Genomic DNA, 18,036 nt, shown 5'->3' on the forward strand with positions numbered 1-18,036 from the left:
AGGACGGCTAACCAAGTTGTGTGAAGCTGGCGAAACTCTATGATGGGTCTGCCGCCGAATCACAACGACCAAATATAGGGAATCTGAATGGAGCTATGGGGACTGCTATCGGACATCATATTCCTGCTATCGGCCTGTCTGATTGGCGGTGGCGTGATGTCACGAATGGGTCAAAGCCCGTTGGTCGGCTATTTGGTGGCTGGCATGTTGGTGGGCGGTCCTGGTGGCTTTGGCATTGTTGGGTCCTACCGCGAAATTGAAGCGATCGCGGAACTTGGCGTCGCGTTGCTGCTGTTTAGCTTGGGCCTGGAATTCTCGGTTCATCGGCTGAAATCGCTTGGGCGAAAACCGCTCTTTGGTGGTTTGGTTCAGGTTTCTGTCACCATGCTGCTGGGTGCGGGTGCCGCCGTCATGCTCGGGTTGGCCGTCGAGCCCGCGATTGCCTTTGGCATGATGATCGCGCTTAGCAGCACGGCTGTGGTGTTGCGGATCTTGATGGAACGCAGCGAGATCGAGATGCCCCATGGTCGCAATAGCCTGGGAGTGTTGCTGATTCAGGACGTCGCAGTTGTGCCGTTGGCTGTGCTGATGACGGTCCTTGGGGGCGAAGGGAGCCTTTCCGACATTGCGTTGGACATTGGCACATTGATGTTGATGGCGTTGGGCTTGGCTGGCACTTTGTATGTGTTGACCAAGATCGCGGTGTTCACGTTGGGAACCCTAACGCTGCATCGCAATCGCGAGCTGACGATCATCTTTGCAGCCACAATCGGGTTGGGGGCAGCCTGGGCGGCGCATCGTGTTGGCATTTCGCCAGCGCTCGGTGCGTTCATCGCCGGAATGCAGCTGGGCAGTTCCGCCTTCGCAACGCAAATCCGAGCCGACGTATCGACATTGCGAGTCCTGCTACTGACGTTGTTCTTTGGCGCAGCGGGTATGGTTGCCGACCCGCTTTGGATTTTGTCCCATGTTCACTGGGTCGCCGGGGCCGCGATCGCTTTGACGGTCGGAAAGTTCGTGATCATCGCGGCGATCTTTCTGGTGTTTCGTCAATCCTTTCGAGTTGCGATCGCAACCGGGCTTGCGCTGGCGCAGGTCGGCGAGTTTGCGTTTGTGCTAGGCGCGATCGGCCGCACGTCGGGGATCGTTTCAGAAGACGTCTATGCACTTGTTGTCTCCATCACGATTGTGTCGTTCACCATCAGCGCGTTTTTGGTGCCAATGGCGCCGACGATTGCCGACCGGTTGGCTCGGATGCTTGGGATCGAGCCTGGGGACCAATCGGAAACGCCTCGGTTGGCGAAACCGACGGACGCATTGGTGATCGGGTTTGGGCCGACGGGGCAACTTGCTGCCCTGCCGTTGATTGGATCGGGACTGAACGTCACGGTCTTGGATTTGAACCACGAAGGCGTTCGTCGTGCGACGGACTTTGGCTTTGTGGGCCAGGTCGGCGACGCGACCTCCGTCGAAGTGCTAGAACACGCACAGGTCGGCGAGGTCAAACTGGTCGTGATCACCATCCCCCACTACCGATCGGCGATCTACATCGTCGAATTGGTTCGATCGATGAACGTAGCGGCCACCATCTTTGTGCGTTCGCGATATCAGATCCACACCGAATCGCTATCCGACGCCGGTGGAATCGTCTGCGGTGACGAAGAACAGGTCGGCGGTGCGATTCGTCAGAACGTGGAGGACTGGTTGGTTCAGCATCCCAGTGGAAATTCGACCGATCGCGATGAAGTCCTGGTCGACGAACCGGCCTAGGTCCGTGGCATGCACCAGCCCGCATGACGGGGCTGACGCATGGATCCAAATGCTTCGGCTATTCCGCCACCTTTGCAGTCGCCGCGGGATCGTTCGGCTTGGTGTCCTTTGCGTACTTGCGAAGCACCACATAGAACACCGGTGTTAGGAACAAGCCGCAAACCGTCACGCCGATCATTCCGGCGAACACCGCGGTACCCAAAACACGCCGCATTTCGAACCCGGCACCCGTCGCGATCAACAGTGGAATCACGCCAAGAATGAACGACAGTGCCGTCATCAGAATTGGCCGTAAACGCAATCGGCACGCATCGATGGCGGCTTGGAATCGATCCTTGCCGGCCTCTTCTTCCGCCTTCGCAAATTCCACGATCAGAATTGCGTTCTTGCAGGCCAGGCCGATCAACACGATGAACCCAATCTGCGTCAACACGTTGTTGTCCATGCCTCGGGTCCAAACCCCGACCAACGCAAACAGCAAGCATAGCGGAACGATCAAAATGATCGCCAGCGGCAACAGCCAACTTTCGTATTGGGCAGCCAAGGCTAGGAATACAAACAGAACTGCCAAGGGAAACAGATAGACGATCGTGTTCCCGGCTTGACGTTCCTGATAGGCGATCTCTGTCCATTCGTACCCGAAACCAGGCGGCAACGATCGTTCAGCCAACTCTTCCATTTTCGTCAGCGACTGTCCCGTACTGAATCCTGGCAGCGTGCTGCCGTTCAAGTCAGCAGCGGGGAACAGATTGAACCGTACCAATCGGTCGGGGCCCGCCGTGCGAGTCAAGTCAACGATGGATCCGAGCGACACGCTGGCGCCACGATCGCTACGAGTGCGAAGTTGCAGGATGTCACTTGGCTCATCACGAAACTCCGGTTCGGCCTGAGCGGTGACGCGATAGGTTCGCCCCAGGAAATTGAAATCGTTGACGTACAACGATCCCAGGTAGATCTGCAAAGTGTCAAAAACGTTGTCCACGGGGATGTCAAGCATCTGAGCTTTCGTTCGGTCGACGTCTGCAAAAATCTGCGGAACGCTCATTCGAAAGTTCGTGAAAACTTGCATCAACCCCGGGACTTGGTTCGCCTGCGCCACCATCGACTCGGTGACTTGGTTCAGGACGTCAGTGCCAGCTCCGCTGCGATCCTGGATATACATCTTGAATCCACCACCGCGTCCGATCCCGCGGACGGGAGGCGGTGGAATGATGAAGATCTGAGCCTCGTTGATCGAAGCGACCTTGGCCCGCATGTCGGCCGCGATCTCGATGACCCCACGCCCGCGTTTGGCCCGTTCCTTACTGTCTTCCAGCGGAAGAAAGGTTACCGCCGCATTCGGGCTGATCGTGAACGTTGAACCGTTCAGGCCAGCGATGCCGACCGCGTGAGCAACTCCGTCGATTTGGCTTCCGATTTCGGCGACCTTACGAGTCACCACGTCGGTCCGCGATAGCGATGCACCATCGGGCAATCGAATGCTGACGATCAAGTAACCCTGGTCCTGGTCAGGAATGAATCCGGTGGGAACCAAAAAGAAACTTCCTGCGGTCATCACCAATAGCAACACATAGATCACCAGCGACACGCCAGACTTGCGGACCAAGCGAGCGACAATCGCCGCATAGGTATTGCTGGTGGAATCGAAGATGCGGTTGAACCCGCGTGAAAATGCATGGAACGGTCGTACCAGCAGTGATGGTCGCTTCTTCGGTTCGTCTTCCGCCGGACGAGGCTTCAATAGCAGAGCACACAGCGCCGGGCTTAGCGTCAGCGATACGAATGTCGAGATCGCGGTCGAAATGGCAATCGTCAGTGCAAACTGCTGATAGAACTGTCCGCTGATGCTGGGAATGAACACCGTTGGTACAAACACCGCAATCAGGACGAGCGTGGTTGCGATCAGTGCGGATCCGACCTCGTCCATCGCCTTGTGAGCGGCTTCTCGCGGCGACATGCCTTCGCGAATCAGACGTTCGACGTTTTCGACCACCACAATCGCATCGTCGACCACGATCCCGATCGCTAACACCAACCCAAACAACGACAGCGTGTTCAACGTCACGCCCATGGTTTGCATGACCGCAAACGTACCGATCAACGAGATGGGAATCGCGATGACGGGAATGATGGTCGGTCGCCACCCATGCAAGAACAGGAACACCGTCAAAACAACGAACGCCGTCGTCATGAACAACGTTTCAATCACTTCGTCGATGGACTCCTCGACAAACTCCGTCGGGTTGTACGCGATCTCATAACCGATTCCGTCGGGGAAGTCCTCGCTGATACCGGCCATCAAGTTCTTGACTTCCGTGGCCGTGTCGACAGCATTGGTGCCTGGCCGCTGATAGATCAGGACGGCAATCGCGTCCTTGCCGTCCAGGTAGCTGCGCCGCGAATAATCCTGTGCACCCAGTTCGATGCGGGCCACGTCGCTCAGATGCGTGACGCGTCCGTCGTCGCCCCGCTTGACGATGATGTCACCGAATTCGTCGGTACCTTTCAGACGTCCCTGGGTCGTCACGTTCAACTGGAACGCACCGGTTTCATTGATCGGCGGTTGCCCGATCACCCCGGCGGCAACCTGGACGTTTTGTCCACGAATGGCAGCCACCACGTCGCCGGCCGTCAGGTCGACGTGAGTCATCTTTTCGATATCCAGCCACACTCGCATGGCATATTCGTTGCCGCCAGCGATCCGAATGTCGCCTACGCCGTCCAAACGCATCAATGCATCACGTACACGCAGAAATGCGTAATTGCTGATGTAAAGCTGGTCGCGACTACCGTCGGGTGAATTCAAGTGAACCACCATCAGCATGTCGGGAATCTGCTTGACGGTGGTCACGCCGATCTGACGAACCTGTTCTGGTAGTCTTGATTCGGCAATTGCAACGCGGTTCTGGACCAACACCTGAGCGTCGTCTAGGTCAGTGCCCAGTTTAAAGGTCACCGTCAACTGCATCGTGCCGTCGGAACTGGACGACGACTCCATGTACAGCATGTCGTCCACGCCGTTCATCTCTTGTTCGATCGGCGTTGCGACGGTGTCCGCGATCACTTGCGGCGTCGCACCCGGATAGCTAGCTCGGACGACCACAGTCGGTGGAGCGACCGGAGGATACTGAGATACAGGCAATGAAAAATAGGTGATCGATCCGACCAGTAGGATCAGGAACGATAGAACCGATGCAAAGATCGGTCGTTCGATAAAGAAGTGAGGAAACTTCACGATGCGTCCTCCTTCGCTGAAACGGTTTGTTGCTGGGTAGGCTTGCTTTCCAGATTGTCGTTCAGATCAGGTTTGATCCATTCGTCAGGCGTCAGCGGTGTATAAGTGTCCGGCAGACCGTCCTCGATCATCAGCACTTCGCCCGCCTGGGTCTTCACCTTGGTTTCAGGACGCACTTGCAGCAGACCTTCGATCACAACCGATTCATCGCCTTCCAAACCGGTGCGAATGACACGAAGTCCATCCAACATCGGGCCCGGCGTAACTTGACGACGTTCGATCGTATTGTCGACGACGATATAGACATACTGTGACGATTGATCTGTCCCGATGGCAGAGTCGGGAATCAAGACGGTCTCTCGCGGTGCACTGCCGGGAATGCGAATTCGGGCAAACATGCCTGGCAACAGCAGTTGGTCTTCGTTGCGGAAAATGCAGCGGGCTCGCATGCTGGCGGTGTCGGTATCGAAGCGGTTGTCGACGAAATCCATGTGCCCTTGGTGTGGGAATCCATCTTCGTCCACCAATCCTAAAAACACAGGATTCTTTGCCACACGTGAACTTTCACGTTCCCCGGATTTTGCCAACCGCGAATACTTCAGAACCTCTTGCTCGGTGGCGTCGAAAGTGCAGTAGATGGGTTCGACCGATGTGATCGTGGTCAACAAGGTCGCCGTTGCCGATCCGCCGCTGACCAAGTTGCCTTCGGTCACGTATTCGCGGCTGATTCGACCGGTCACTGGTGATTCGATTCGTGTGTATGCCAAGTTCAGTTCCGCGGTTTGTACTCCGGCGTTGGCCGACTCGATCGCTGCGTTGGCAGTCGCAATCGCTGCTTCGGCCGACTGAATGCCCGCCACGCTTGCCTCCATGTCGGCTTTGGCTTGTAGGAACTCGGCTTCGCGTTGATCGACTTCCTCTTGGCTCGTTGCGTTGCGTTCCATCAGAGTCCGGGCTCGTTGGACTCTGGCATCCGCTAGCGTCACCGCAGCATCCGTTTGCGATTGGGTTGCCTTGGCCTGGGCGAGTCCGGATTCGGCTTGTTTCAGTTGTGACTTTGCCTGGCTAAGCGATGCTTGTGCCGCACGAAGTTCCGCGTCAAACGGGCGCGGGTCAATCACAAACAACAAGTCGCCTTGGTTGACCAGGCGACCTTCGTCGAAATGAATCGATTCCAAATATCCACTGACTCGAGCACGGACTTCGACGAATTCAATGGGTTCTAACCGCCCCGAATAAGCGTCCCATTCAACCGCCACCTTTTTGATCGGCGTGGCGATCGTCACGGTCGGGTCGGGCATCGCGGGCGGCCCGGCAGTATCGCCTTTGCAGCCGGCCACGACTGCTAGGGCCGCTATCAGCGGGGTGAAGGCCCATTGAAGAGGCGTTCGTTGAATCGAATATTTCAATGTGTTGTCACTCATGTTGTAAACCGAAGTCATATCGTTGTTGATCTTGGGATCGTTCATCCGCCCAGTCTCCACGGGTGCGATGCATCAAGCGGCCTTTGCGGCGACGAACCAGACCCTGGACTGTTTCTGTATTTTGGGGGGAGATGACCAAGGCAGTGGGCTGCAATTGAGTCGTCAAACGATGTTGTCGACGCTTGGCGTTTCTGCGCCGGTGCGCCTAGCATGGGACTTTCCTGCACTGGAACAAGATTGCTACCCACCACAATGTGGAAAACCGCTGGTTCGAAAACTCAAATCATGCAACGAAGGACTTGACACGGCAGTTCGGCAATCGGATTCGCAATGGAAGGTCGCTGGGGCCGTGCTGGAAAGTCATCGCATCAGAGCGTTCGACGATCGCGCTAGCCTATTTCTTGGTCTCCGTTTCACTTTCTGCGATTGATGCTCGTGTTTTTTCCAGAAGCGGCAGTAATGATTTGATCTCTGTGCGAGACATCTTCTTGAATAGACGGGCCTCAAGTTCCAATAGCGGAATCATGATTTGTTCCGCCAATCGCGATCCCTTTTTCGTAATCGCGACATAGACGACCCGTCGATCCTCGGTGCACCGCGTCCGCTGAACCAGTTCATGTTTCTCTAGCTGGTCGACAAGCGAAGTGATGGCCGGAACGATCTGAATCATCCGCTCGCCAATTTCCCCGCAAGTCAGCGGACGCTCGGCCATATCAAGATTCCGCAGCACGTTGAAGCGTGACAGCGTTAGCCCGTATTCGCGGAATAGCCGAGCGATACGGTTTTCCAGTTGGTCGCTGATTCGCAACAAATTCAGCAGCGTCTCTTGCTGAAGTGTCGCAAACGGTTGCGGCCGTTTAAGCTCTTCTTGCAGTTTCATGCCCCAAGGATAACTTCCATTGGTTCACTGGCAAGTATCTTATTGATGAAATACTTTTGCATCGACGATCCCGGCCTATCCGTCCGGGTTAAAACGGTCTCAAGGCCGCGGATTGGATCGACTCGACTGGTACATGAATTGCAAAGGATGCAGAAGCTATGAAGACAACCCAACGATATGCGTTCCATCACCGACTGATTCAACTGGTTCGGTTCTTCCGCGGCCGCGAGCCCATTGTGCTGTTAGGGCTGTTGATGCTGACCTTAGCCGTTTGGGGGTTCATCGAACTCACCGATGAAGTGTTGGAGGGAAGTACGGACGCCTTTGATCGCTGGGCCGTGCAGAGCTTTCGACACCCTAACGAACTCGATCGACCAATCGGGCCTAGCTGGATGGCGGAGGTAGGTCGAGACATCACAGCCCTCGGTGGCATAGCAGTCTTGCTGATCGCAATTTGCACATCCGCTGGGTTCTTGGCGATCAATCGTGCTTATCGCGCGATGATCGTTCTGATCATTTCCACCCTGGGGGGAATGGGAACCAGTCTGTTGCTGAAATCGTGGTTCGACCGCCCGCGGCCAGACTTCGTGCCCCACCTATCTCAGGTCTACACCAGCAGCTTTCCCAGCGGCCACTCCATGATGTCCGCCGTCGTTTACCTGACGCTGGCTGCGATCGTCGCGCCCGTGCTGCGGACGTTTTGGCTGCGTTTCTACGTCATCGGTGTGGCTGTCGCGTTGACCGTCTTGGTCGGCGTCAGCCGCGTGTACATGGGGGTGCACTACCCTACCGATGTGCTAGCGGGTTGGGCGGCAGGCCTAGCCTGGGCGCTGATGTGTTGGCTGATGGCCCGCACGATCGTTGAAAAATCAAAACCACCGGTGTCATAGCGTCAGCTGTAACAGTCTGTCCAACTCTAGGCTGAATCCCCCCGATCGCGGAACGAATGACCGCTGGGCACAAAACTCGCATGCCGGCTGGTTGCTGACCAATCAGTCCTGTAGACGGTGGTTCAGTTCCATCGTCGCGATCAATCGCCGCAGGGTCGGCGAAATCATCCCATCACCTGGCTGGGATGCCAGGACTGCCGATCCACTGGTCACAGCCTGATCCGCCTCCTCGGACAACAGGTTTAAAACTGCCGAGATCGTGCATCGTTTGTCCAATGGTTTTTGCAGGAGTCCGTTGCCACCCATTGTCTGGACCACCTTTGCCGCCTTCCCGTCACACAGACCCGTCACCACCAGAACCGGAATTTGGCAGATCGCATCGTCCACCGACTGACGAATACGTTGGATCAACTCCAGACCGGAAATGATAGGCATGTCGAGGTCGGTGATCAGCAGATTGGGAGGCCGTCGTTGAATCGCTTCCCAAGCCTGTTGACCATCCACCGCGACTTCGCAATCAACCTGGCATTCTTTCAGCCATGTAAGAACAACCTCGCGAGACGCGCGAACATCGTCAGCGATTAAACACCGAACCGATTTTTCAGATTGCAACATAGACAGCTATTCAAACGGAAAAGGAACCCCGTACATTTTATCTGCTCGTCAAGCAAAAACTTTGCGAGTCGGATCACGTTTGGGAGGGAGAACGCGATCTGCGAATTGAACCAACATGAGCACGCAATCAAGGGCCGGCTACGCTAACCCCGGCACTGTTTAGGCGGACGAATCAGACCGATGCGGCGGCCTATCAACGCAAGTGCAGCGGATGTCGCACTACCGACAATCGCAACTGGTGATGAATCTAAACCTGTGTTCAGTGTTCGAGCACAAGCGTCGAGATTGCACCGGCGGTTATGCTGCACATGATTGGATCCAACGATTTTTCGCTCTCGCGCGGCGAAAATCAAGTCCCGCCTTCGGGGTCTAACCTTCCGCATTCGGAGCTGCACGACGCCGCCTGAATGCTCGCGATCAAATGAGGTTCCGAACTGCTGGTTCCGTGGTCTGCTGACGCGCCATCACTGGATCGATCTTAACGCAAGAAAGTTGATTTTGCGTTCGGCTAGACGAGTCAGTTTCTGGTTGGCTAGACCTTCCTCGTTCAACGTCAGCTGCAGGACTTCCGCAGCATCATGATTGCCAAGCTTGTCCGCATAAGCTCTTGCCGTACCGTACCCTGCCATTTCGTAGTGCTCGACGCGTTGTGCGGCTGCAATCAATCCGGCATCCAGAACGTGGGGTTCGATATCGCTGTTGATCAACCCTTCGCCCTCCTCGATCAGACCCGCCATGGCGACGCATTTGTGCCCGCCCGGTTCGAAGTCCAGATCCGCAAAAATCGACTCCAACCGCTTCGCATGCGTCTTCGTTTCACTCAAGTGATCCGCGAAGCACTTCTTCAAGTCGTCGTTCGTGGCTGCGGCTTCCATCTTAGGAAGTGCCGCTAAGAGCTGGGTCTCTGCGCTGTACAGGTCTTTCAGCTCATGGACATACAGCTTGCTCAGTGAATCTAAGATCATGATGTTCTCAATACTTGTGAAAAGGTTGGATAGAAATCAACGTCATCAGCCATGACTTGCTCTGTTTCTTCACGTCTGCTTGACGCTGATTTCCGGGTTCAGCAGTGTGGGGTTACTGCGACTAGCCGCATTCCGTGTGCCATTCGATGTCAAGTCTTTGGGAATGAACGCCCATCCTTGTCTGGCTGACAAATCTTTCCACCGCTGGTGGATTTGCCACCACGTTGGTTGTCGCCCGGACACCCCCATGCCGGTCGGCATCGAGCGGCAATCCGCTGACTTCAAGAGTGCAGTTGCACCCGTCGCCCCTCGATATTCCCTTCGCATTTCGCAGATCGCGTGAATGCACTCGTTCTGGCATGAAAGCTGCGTTCGTTGGTTGGTTACCACGAACGAACTACAACCAAAGGGAAGCTTCCAATGTTGGACCATGTTCAAGAAAAACTCTCGCATCCATCTGGCGCTCAGCAGCAGAAGTCCGAACCAGACGGAAGGAATGCGGGTGTCGGAAAGACCGAAAATTTATGCGCCTTCGGCGCAGCGATCGCAGCGACCTTCGTCGCGCGAAACGCCTTGCAAGCTGGTTGGCGAGCAACGCTGAATCGTGAACCGCCCAAGAACCCTGCATCGCGAGAAGTCGACTGGAACGATGCTTTGCTTTGGGGGTTGGCTTCCGGTGCATTGGTGGGAATCGTTCGCATCGCAGCAAGACGCGCTTCATCGGACGCATACCATCGCTACGTTCACCGGGATCGATAGATGACCATCAGCACAGCAATTGAAGTTAGCAAAAGCGTTGGTCACATCGCCCGATCCGTCGCTTCGGACATTCAAAAAGTACGCCGACACCTCCATCAACGACCTGAGTTGTCCGAGGGCGAGTACGCGACAACCGAATACTTGTCGAATCTGATTCACGAGCAAGGTTTGGACCCGAAATTGGCGGGGGACCGGCGAGGTGTGTGGGCCGATCTAAGGTCTTGCGATCACGCGGGCGGTCCCTGTGTAGCGATCCGCGGTGACATCGATGCGCTGCCGATTCAAACCGAACTATCCGCCGAGTACGCAAGCCGAAGGCCCGGGATCATGCATGCCTGCGGCCACGATGCGCACACAGCGATGGTTTGGGGAGCGATGGCAATTCTGAATCAGCTTTCGAAGTCCAATGCATTCATCGGAAAACGCACTGTGCGGTTCCTCTTCCAGCCTGCCGAGGAAATCAGTACCGGCGGGCTACACATGATCGAGGCAGGGGCCCTCAGTGGCGTGGATGCCGCGATTGCTCTGCATGTCGACCCGACGCGACCGGTGGGAAGCTTTGGTCATCGTGCCGGAGCCTTCACGGCTGGATGCGATACGTTCACTTTGGTCATCAAGGGGCAGTCCGGTCACGGCGCCCGGCCACATCTAACGGGAGACACGGTCGGTGCGGCGGCGTCTTGGATCAATGATGTCTACTGTCGTCTTCCGCGCAATCATGATGCCCGCGAAGCGGTCGTCGTCAACGTCGGACAGATCACCGCGGGCAGCGCGTCGAACGTCGTGCCCGGCGAGGCGAGGCTTAGCGGAACGCTGCGGACATTATCTGTCGATGCAGCCACGCGTTCGGCGAAGCTGATGCGTCAAATTACGCGGGCAACCGAACTGAAATTTCCGGTCAAGGCAGACCTGACTTTTGTGACGCACACACCTCCGGTCATCAATGACTTTCGGGTCAACGCCGTATTCCGCCATGCCGCCGAACTCAGGGTCGGTCCTGCGAAGGTTGTGGCCATCGACCAGCCAAGCATGGGGGCCGAGGATTTCTCGTTTTGTACCTCCATCGTGCCGGGCGCGATGATGCGAATCGGAGTAGCCGGTGATCGGATCGGCAGCGAACCGCTTCACACTCCCAACTTTGACATTGATGAATCGGCCTTGGAACACGGTGCTGCCGTGATGGCCTTGGCTGCACTTGATCTAACCAGCGGAGCAATCGCATGAATCTGTCTATTCCATCGGTCGGCGTCGAAGAAGAGTACCAATTGGTTGACCCAACGACCGGGTTATTGCTGCCCAACTGTAGAGAGGTGATGCAGCGAATTGCGGGACATACAACCGCGGACATTCAGCACGAACTCCACCTTACTCAGATTGAAATGGCCTCGGCCGTTTGCGATACGCTGGACGATGTGCGAAACAGTCTGAAACGCGTTCGCGGTCAACTGATTGCTGCGGCTAAGAAGACCGGCGCGGCGTTGGTCGCGACGGGCACCAATCCACACTTGGTGCCGCAGGATGACTCCATCACGCCGAAACAGCGTTACCGCGCGATGCGACAGCGATACCAGCAATTGGCGCGAGATCTTTTGATCTTCGGTTGTCACGTCCACGTATCGATTCAGGATCGTTCGCTCGGAATGCAAATCATGAATATGAGTCGACGTTGGTTGCCTGTACTGCAGGCACTGTCGTCGAATTCGCCCTTCTGGGACGGCGTCGATAGTGGCTATGCCAGCTATCGGAGAGAGCTGTGGGCGCAGTGGCCGATGGCGGGCCCACCACCTTACTTTGACGACTTAGACGACTACCAGCGGTCCATTGATCAATTGACAAGGTCCGGTGCGATCGAAGACGAGAGCTACATCTACTGGGATATCCGTCTATCCACCAAGGTACCCACGATTGAGTTTCGCGGTGCAGACGTGATGATGTCGCTGGAAGAAACCGTTGGCTACACCGGGCTCGTTCGCGCGATCGTGATGCAGGTAACCAGCGATTTGCAACGCAGCGAAATCCGATGGCCGATTCGCAGCAATCTGCTGTCTTATGCCATCTGGCAATCAGCTCGCTACGGCTTGAATGACGAGCTTGTCGACCCGTTGTCATGTCAGCGACTTCCAGCCCGCGACGCGGTCGCACAGCTGCTGGAATATGTGGGGCCGTCCCTTGATCGGGCGGGAGATCGTGAATGCGTCGAAGCATATTTGGAACGGGCATTCACCGACGGTACCGGGGCCGATCGACAAAGGGCCGCCGCTGGCGATCAAATCGATCTCGCCGAAGCAGTACGGCATGCCATCATGGAAACCGCTCATCAGACCGACGCGGCGATCGTCTAAGCCAATGGTGATGCCCATTGCCAGCCGCCGAACGAATGCGGCCCTTACACATTCTCGGTCAATGCGAACGGGGAACCGATAAGAGAGTGCCCGACCTGTCGGGAATTCGGTGCAACCGTGCACTAGAGTTCGGAAGCGAACAACCGGACCGTCGTGGCCAAAGCCGATCGCAACGTTGATCGATCCGTCAGTCCTGCGTCGCAGCCGCTGGCTAAATCGCGATACCATCCGGCCAACTGGTCGATCGTCTTCTTGTCATGGACCAACACGGACAGTTCATAGTTCAGAAAGAACGATCGCACATCGAAGTTTGCGGATCCCACCAACGCGACCACGTCGTCAACGATCCCAATCTTTGCGTGAACCATCTTGTCCGGGTATCGATGGACCTTGCAACCCATTTGGATCAAGTCTTTGAAGTAGTCGAAGCGTGCGTAGTCGACTGGCCGAAGATCGCTGACTTGGGGAACCAGTATCTGGACATCGATGCCGCGTCGGCACGCCAGTTCCAGTGACCGCATAGCCTGCGGCGGCGGTACGAAATAGGGCGTCGCGATCCAAATACGTTGATTGGCTTGGTGAATTGCGAACTGCCAGAAATCCTCTAGGATCTCGTCCGGGCCGTCCGGCCCGATCGGGATCACGCTCAAACGCGATCCGTCATCCGCACCGGCTCTAGCCGACGGTTCCAAATGGTTGGGCGGAAGCTTTTCGTCGGTTTCGAACGTCCAATCGCTGCAAAAGACGGCTTGCAGCTGCATCGCCGTCGGTCCCTCGATCCACATACTCATGTCGATCCAAGAGTCCGGATTCGGATTTTTCGACACCTCGTCGGCGACAATATTGGCGCCCCCAAGGATCGCACGTTGTCCGTCCGCTAACGCCAACTTTCGGTGATTGCGGAAGTTCAGATAGGCGAGCCGCGACAGCTGCGACATTGCTTTGAAACGATGGGCGCGTCCCCCAGCGTCACGCACCTGTTGCAGCTGTTCCTCGGGTAGCTGGAACGATCCGAAACCATCGACTAGCAATCGAACCCGGATCCCCTCGCGAGCTCTTTCGCACAGTCGTTGGATGATTTCGTCGGTGCTGTCGTGATCGTCCAGGATGAATGTCATGACATAGATTGCCTCTTCGGCACTGTCAATCAATTCCAGGAACGCGTCGCGCAGATCACGGGGATGACTGATCAGCCGCACCTGGTTGCCAGTCGTCGGCGGACACAGTTTCCGGGCCAACAGCAAGCGTTCCAGAGCCGTGCGAGGCGGAACACCGTCATCGGCGAACTTCGGCATTTCGACCAACTTTCGTTGCTCGTGTTCTGCTGAAATTTTCCGACCGCCTAACCACAGGAACAGGATCAATCCGATCGGAGGCGATAGCAAGACCAAGCCCAGCCAGCCTAGCCGACCGACGTTGTGCCGTTGTTCATTGCGAATGATGGTCATCGCAACGATGGTCAGGAAAGCCCCCAATACAGAACTGACATAGGCGACAATCCAGATCATTCAGTCTCTTTTCGCGTGGTGGCGAGTTCAGTGGAACAGGATGGATGTGAGAAGTAGGGGCACACCCATCATCTCTGGAACTCGCCACATTCGCTTCGGCGCCTCGGGATTCAGATTACGGAGACGCGACCACTTCTGCTGTCTGGATCAGCGCTTCGGGACGGTGCAGATTGAAATAGTGACCGTGGTCGGCCGTTAGGATCAGCGCTGTATCGTCCCAGCCGCCGTTGTGTTCGATCCAGGACACGATCGCGTCGAAAGCGTCGTCGCCACTGTGGACGGCACCGATCGAGTTATCGATGTTGTTCGAATGGTTTGCCCAATCGACGTCGCCGGCTTCCACCATCAGCCACCATTTGTCCGAACGTGAGTTGAGGACATCAAGTGCGGCCACCGCCATGTCTTTCAGTTCGACATTTTCCTGCAAATCCGCCTCGCTATAGACTTCGGCTTTTGCCGGAATCGGGTTGCCAAAGCTAACCACTGGATCGAAGTTTCCATCCGCGGTGCGGAATGGCAAGTGTCCGCCGCCCACACCAAAGTAACCGAACAAACGTTGGTCTTTCGATTTCGCTTCTTCGACGGCTTGCGTCAAAACGGTTTGACCATCCACACCGCTGGTTCGCTGGGCTACGACATACTTGCCACCGTTTTTGACGTCGATCGCCTGGAGGTCTTCGTCGGTGAGGTACTTGTTGCCAGGAACAAAGTTCTTTCCCTGTGCCCCGTCCTTTTTCGTTTCCACGCCCCAACCGCCACCGATCAGCACATCAACACCGGCCAGTCCGCCGGGATGAAAGATCGATGGGCGACCGATCAGGTCGCGAGTCAGGTCTTGGTAATCGTTTCGGTGCACGTTGTTCGAATAGGCGGACGCGGGGGTTGCGTGACTGATCGGAACGCTGGTGACCACGCCGATTGAATAGCCTTGGTCTTGCAGGGTCCGCGCGATCGGCAACGCTTCGCGACCCATGTGATCCACATTGATTGCAGCGTTGTAGGTTTTGATACCGCTGGTCAGCGATGTCGCCGAAGATGCCGAGTCGGTGTAGGCGTGTCTGAGCGTTTCGCTTTTGCCGGTCAGGTAGTCCACGTCTGTGATCGTCCCCCACGGTGCATGACCGCCAAGTTCCGGATCGTAACCGCCACGAACCTTGCCGCCGGGATTGCTGACGATCTGTTTGTCCACACTGACAGACGTACCATCGTTGTGTGGGGTGGTAACGCAGAATCCGAAATCAGTATCCGCGCCGCGGTAGTCTAGAAAGTGCAGCCCTTTTCCGCGGCCCTTGTCGTAGGCGACTTGCCCCAGCTTTGCGATCGCTGCTGAACGCGTGATGTGCCAGTCCATGCCATCGAAAACGACCAGGATGACTCGCTTCTTGCCCGATTCGGCCGCCGATTTTTGGAGTCGATAGACGTCGGTTTGGTCAAAGTACTTGGCTTTCGGATTGTGAGTCCGTTCGGGCAGATATCCGAAAAGCTTTTCGATCGCCGCGGGATCACGATAGAGACTGTTCTTTCCTTTGACAGAATCCAGATTCATGCCAAACGTGTAGACGGGAATCAATCGATTGCTGTGCGTCTTCCAGCTGGAATAGGTTTCTGGATCCGGTCCCCAGTACCCCCAATCGGACTGTCGCGTATTGACTGCGTCGGTCTGTAGCTTTGCGATCGGGTCTTTCGTCTGACCCAGTGCGGGCACGGATAGGGTGTTCAACCCCATGGCCGCTGTGATCAACACAAGCGAGTGACGAGTCAATCGGTTCAACATTGGACGGCTTCTTTCAGTCGGAAGGGAAGGTTTGCCACGGGCTAGGTGTTGCCTAAGATGTTTGCCAAAAACCGAGCAGGCGGCGGGTGGGGCTGACCAGAGCGAAAGCAGCTCGGTTGGTCAGGAAGGCTGGGGAGGACACGGTGGCCATCGTTGATTGGATTTTGCACCAACCGCGAATTTACAGCGGCTGCGAAGATGGCGATAGCGTGGCCGTGCCAGCTTCGATAATAGTCGAATGGTCAACGCCAGCAAACGCTGCCCCACAATTTTGGGGGTCCCGAGTTGAACGCGTTCGGGCGTCGTTTTCTTGTTCTATTCGGGCATTTCCACCCTGCAACTGCTCGGATGTCGGATTGGTGCCATTTCAATCCTGCACCGTCCTCGGAGGTGGATACTCTCAATCCGGGCGTGGTCGGGGATTGCGAATCGCTGCGTGCCCCCCGTAGCATTCAAAGAATGTCGGGCTGATCGCAGCGGTTCCATGTGCGGTTAGAATCGAGTGCCCCCAAGGCACCCGCCACGCAAATTGCCCCAAATTCCACAGCACGCGAGACCAGAATGTTCAACCGGCGTCAGTTCATTGGCACCATCCCGATCAGCGCCGTTGCATGGGGCGCGATCGGCGGCCACCAACCCGCCCAATCGCAAGATTCTGGTCGTCCGGTAAAACAGGATTCGTCCAAGGATGACTCGGGGCTAATCGCAAGCCCACCTGTGATCCAAAATCCGAGACCTGACGGATTCGGAATCAGCATTGCGGTCAACGAATTTGCCACCGCGTGGGTCGAGTACGGATTTGCTGCGGACGACCTTCCGTTCACTGCGGTGGCCAGTCACCACGGATTGATCTGCGCCGATCAACAGGCGTTGCATATCCGCGTGGACCATGATCAACCTTTCCCGATCACCGCGTCAATCTACTACCGCGTCATGGTGCAACCGCTTGGCTACAAGAACGCCTACGTTCTGGAACGCGGAAAGGCGGAGTCGACCGACACGTACACACTGCGTTTGCCGAGTGCTGATTCCAATCGTATCCGGATCGTCAGCATCAACGACACCCACGAGAACCTGGACACGATCAAACAGCTTCACCGAGAAATAGAGAAGTTGAATCCCGATCTTTTGATCTGGAACGGGGACAGTTGCAATGATTTTGATGCAGCCGATTCACCCGAGCAGATTCTGTTGAACCCCGCTCGGGATCTGTCGATGTCATGGGCCAGTCGTCGTCCGCTGGTCTTCAGCAACGGCAATCACGACGTGCGTGGTCAACGATCTCGTGAAGTCAACAAGATCATGGTCGGCGCGCCCGAATCGGCTCAACTTCCCTACAACCAATCGCTGCGTTTGGGGCCGCTATCGTTGATCACTCTGGATACCGGCGAGGATAAACCGGATCGCCATCCCGTTTTTGCGGGGACGGCCGCTTATGAACCGTATCGTGCACGGCAGGCGACCTGGTTGAAACAGGTCTTGCAGCAGCCTGAACATCGCGATTCGCGATGGAAGGTCGTCGCTTGCCACATTCCGCTGCGCGGCTTGGACGGACAAAACGATGGCACGACGTTGGATGGGTACGCGAGCTACAGCGGGTTTGGTGCTCGACTCTGGCTGCCCATTTTGAAGGATGCGGGTACCAAGGCGGTGCTATCAGGCCATATGCACGCCGATCGCTTGGACCCGGCATCCGATGACATGCCCATCTGTCAGTTTGTGGGCGGAGGCCCCAAGCCAGAGCAAGCGACGTTGACCATCGTGGACGCGGTCCAGGACAAAGATCAAAGTGCGTTGGACATCCGCATCGTGGACCTGCAGGGCAAGGTGTTGCACCAGCAAACTTGGAATTGAATGCGGATCGGCTCCGGCCC

13 protein-coding genes are annotated in these 18,036 nt (G+C 56.3%); 6 read left to right on the top strand and 7 right to left on the bottom strand.

What is annotated here, in order from left to right; all coding sequences use genetic code 11:
* The first annotated feature begins 87 nt into the window (after nt 1-87).
* Complete coding sequence (locus tag K227x_RS14310) at nt 88-1,770, top strand: cation:proton antiporter (RefSeq protein ID WP_145170444.1); 1,683 nt, start codon at nt 88-90, stop codon at nt 1,768-1,770.
* Nucleotides 1,771-1,828: 58 nt separating this feature from the next.
* On the opposite strand, the gene K227x_RS14315 is transcribed toward K227x_RS14310, so the two are convergent.
* The 3 genes from K227x_RS14315 to K227x_RS14325 form a co-directional block, all read right to left on the bottom strand.
* Entirely contained in the window at nt 1,829-5,005 is a 3,177-nt protein-coding gene (locus tag K227x_RS14315; protein ID WP_145170446.1) for an efflux RND transporter permease subunit, read from the bottom strand.
* The gene (locus K227x_RS14320; RefSeq protein WP_145177889.1) at nt 5,002-6,306 is read right to left on the bottom strand and encodes an efflux RND transporter periplasmic adaptor subunit; all 1,305 of its coding nucleotides are present in this window, start codon (nt 6,304-6,306) and stop codon (nt 5,002-5,004) included. The genes K227x_RS14315 and K227x_RS14320 overlap by 4 nt, the downstream gene beginning before the upstream one ends.
* Before the next feature lie 517 nt (nt 6,307-6,823).
* Entirely contained in the window at nt 6,824-7,309 is a 486-nt protein-coding gene (locus K227x_RS14325) for a MarR family winged helix-turn-helix transcriptional regulator (RefSeq protein WP_145170448.1), read from the bottom strand.
* 158 nt (nt 7,310-7,467) lie between these two features.
* On the opposite strand from K227x_RS14325, the gene K227x_RS14330 reads away from it, so the two are divergent.
* Nucleotides 7,468-8,199, top strand: coding sequence for a phosphatase PAP2 family protein (locus K227x_RS14330; RefSeq protein ID WP_145170450.1), 732 nt, complete (start codon nt 7,468-7,470; stop codon nt 8,197-8,199).
* A 102-nt stretch (nt 8,200-8,301) separates the two neighbouring features.
* On the opposite strand, the gene K227x_RS14335 is transcribed toward K227x_RS14330, so the two are convergent.
* On the bottom strand, nt 8,302-8,814 hold the full coding sequence (locus tag K227x_RS14335) for a response regulator (protein ID WP_145170452.1): 513 nt from the start codon (nt 8,812-8,814) through the stop codon (nt 8,302-8,304).
* 464 nt (nt 8,815-9,278) lie between these two features.
* Complete coding sequence (locus K227x_RS14340; protein WP_145170454.1) at nt 9,279-9,779, bottom strand: YciE/YciF ferroxidase family protein; 501 nt, start codon at nt 9,777-9,779, stop codon at nt 9,279-9,281.
* A gap of 420 nt (nt 9,780-10,199) precedes the next feature.
* Here K227x_RS14340 and K227x_RS14345 point away from each other — a divergent pair, with 420 nt between their 5' ends.
* The 3 genes from K227x_RS14345 to K227x_RS14355 are packed head-to-tail and all read left to right on the top strand — an operon-like array spanning nt 10,200 to nt 12,880.
* Nucleotides 10,200-10,538 carry a DUF4235 domain-containing protein gene (locus K227x_RS14345; RefSeq protein WP_145170456.1) on the top strand — a complete coding sequence of 113 codons (339 nt, stop codon included), beginning with the start codon at nt 10,200-10,202 and terminating at the stop codon, nt 10,536-10,538.
* Nucleotides 10,539-11,762: an amidohydrolase gene (locus K227x_RS14350; RefSeq protein WP_246146807.1), complete on the top strand. Its 1,224-nt coding sequence runs from the start codon at nt 10,539-10,541 to the stop codon at nt 11,760-11,762.
* On the top strand, nt 11,759-12,880 hold the full coding sequence (locus K227x_RS14355) for a carboxylate-amine ligase (RefSeq protein WP_145170458.1): 1,122 nt from the start codon (nt 11,759-11,761) through the stop codon (nt 12,878-12,880). The genes K227x_RS14350 and K227x_RS14355 overlap by 4 nt, the downstream gene beginning before the upstream one ends.
* A 122-nt stretch (nt 12,881-13,002) precedes the next feature.
* On the opposite strand, the gene K227x_RS14360 is transcribed toward K227x_RS14355, so the two are convergent.
* A complete protein-coding gene (locus K227x_RS14360) occupies nt 13,003-14,388 on the bottom strand; it encodes a phospholipase D-like domain-containing protein (protein ID WP_145170460.1) in 1,386 nt (461 codons plus the stop codon).
* Between the two features lie 115 nt (nt 14,389-14,503).
* Nucleotides 14,504-16,162 (bottom strand): alkaline phosphatase, encoded by a 1,659-nt coding sequence (locus tag K227x_RS14365; protein ID WP_145170462.1) that lies wholly within the window; start codon nt 16,160-16,162, stop codon nt 14,504-14,506.
* 561 nt (nt 16,163-16,723) lie between these two features.
* Between K227x_RS14365 and K227x_RS14370 the strand changes: the two genes are divergently transcribed.
* Entirely contained in the window at nt 16,724-18,016 is a 1,293-nt protein-coding gene (locus K227x_RS14370) for a metallophosphoesterase family protein (protein WP_145170464.1), read from the top strand.
* The last annotated feature ends 20 nt before the right edge of the window (nt 18,017-18,036 follow it).

The sequence above is a fragment of the Rubripirellula lacrimiformis genome, from assembly GCF_007741535.1.
In the GTDB taxonomy this organism is placed as follows: domain Bacteria; phylum Planctomycetota; class Planctomycetia; order Pirellulales; family Pirellulaceae; genus Rubripirellula; species Rubripirellula lacrimiformis.

Coding starts and splice junctions, on each gene's coding strand:
- K227x_RS14310 (WP_145170444.1), top strand. CDS start 88: ATGGAGCTATGGGGACTGCTATCGGACATCATATTCCTGCTATCGGCC.
- K227x_RS14365 (WP_145170462.1), bottom strand. CDS start 16,162: ATGTTGAACCGATTGACTCGTCACTCGCTTGTGTTGATCACAGCGGCC.
- K227x_RS14325 (WP_145170448.1), bottom strand. CDS start 7,309: ATGAAACTGCAAGAAGAGCTTAAACGGCCGCAACCGTTTGCGACACTT.
- K227x_RS14335 (WP_145170452.1), bottom strand. CDS start 8,814: ATGTTGCAATCTGAAAAATCGGTTCGGTGTTTAATCGCTGACGATGTT.
- K227x_RS14345 (WP_145170456.1), top strand. CDS start 10,200: ATGTTGGACCATGTTCAAGAAAAACTCTCGCATCCATCTGGCGCTCAG.
- K227x_RS14360 (WP_145170460.1), bottom strand. CDS start 14,388: ATGATCTGGATTGTCGCCTATGTCAGTTCTGTATTGGGGGCTTTCCTG.
- K227x_RS14350 (WP_246146807.1), top strand. CDS start 10,539: ATGACCATCAGCACAGCAATTGAAGTTAGCAAAAGCGTTGGTCACATC.
- K227x_RS14320 (WP_145177889.1), bottom strand. CDS start 6,306: ATGCCCGACCCGACCGTGACGATCGCCACGCCGATCAAAAAGGTGGCG.
- K227x_RS14355 (WP_145170458.1), top strand. CDS start 11,759: ATGAATCTGTCTATTCCATCGGTCGGCGTCGAAGAAGAGTACCAATTG.
- K227x_RS14330 (WP_145170450.1), top strand. CDS start 7,468: ATGAAGACAACCCAACGATATGCGTTCCATCACCGACTGATTCAACTG.
- K227x_RS14340 (WP_145170454.1), bottom strand. CDS start 9,779: ATGATCTTAGATTCACTGAGCAAGCTGTATGTCCATGAGCTGAAAGAC.
- K227x_RS14370 (WP_145170464.1), top strand. CDS start 16,724: ATGTTCAACCGGCGTCAGTTCATTGGCACCATCCCGATCAGCGCCGTT.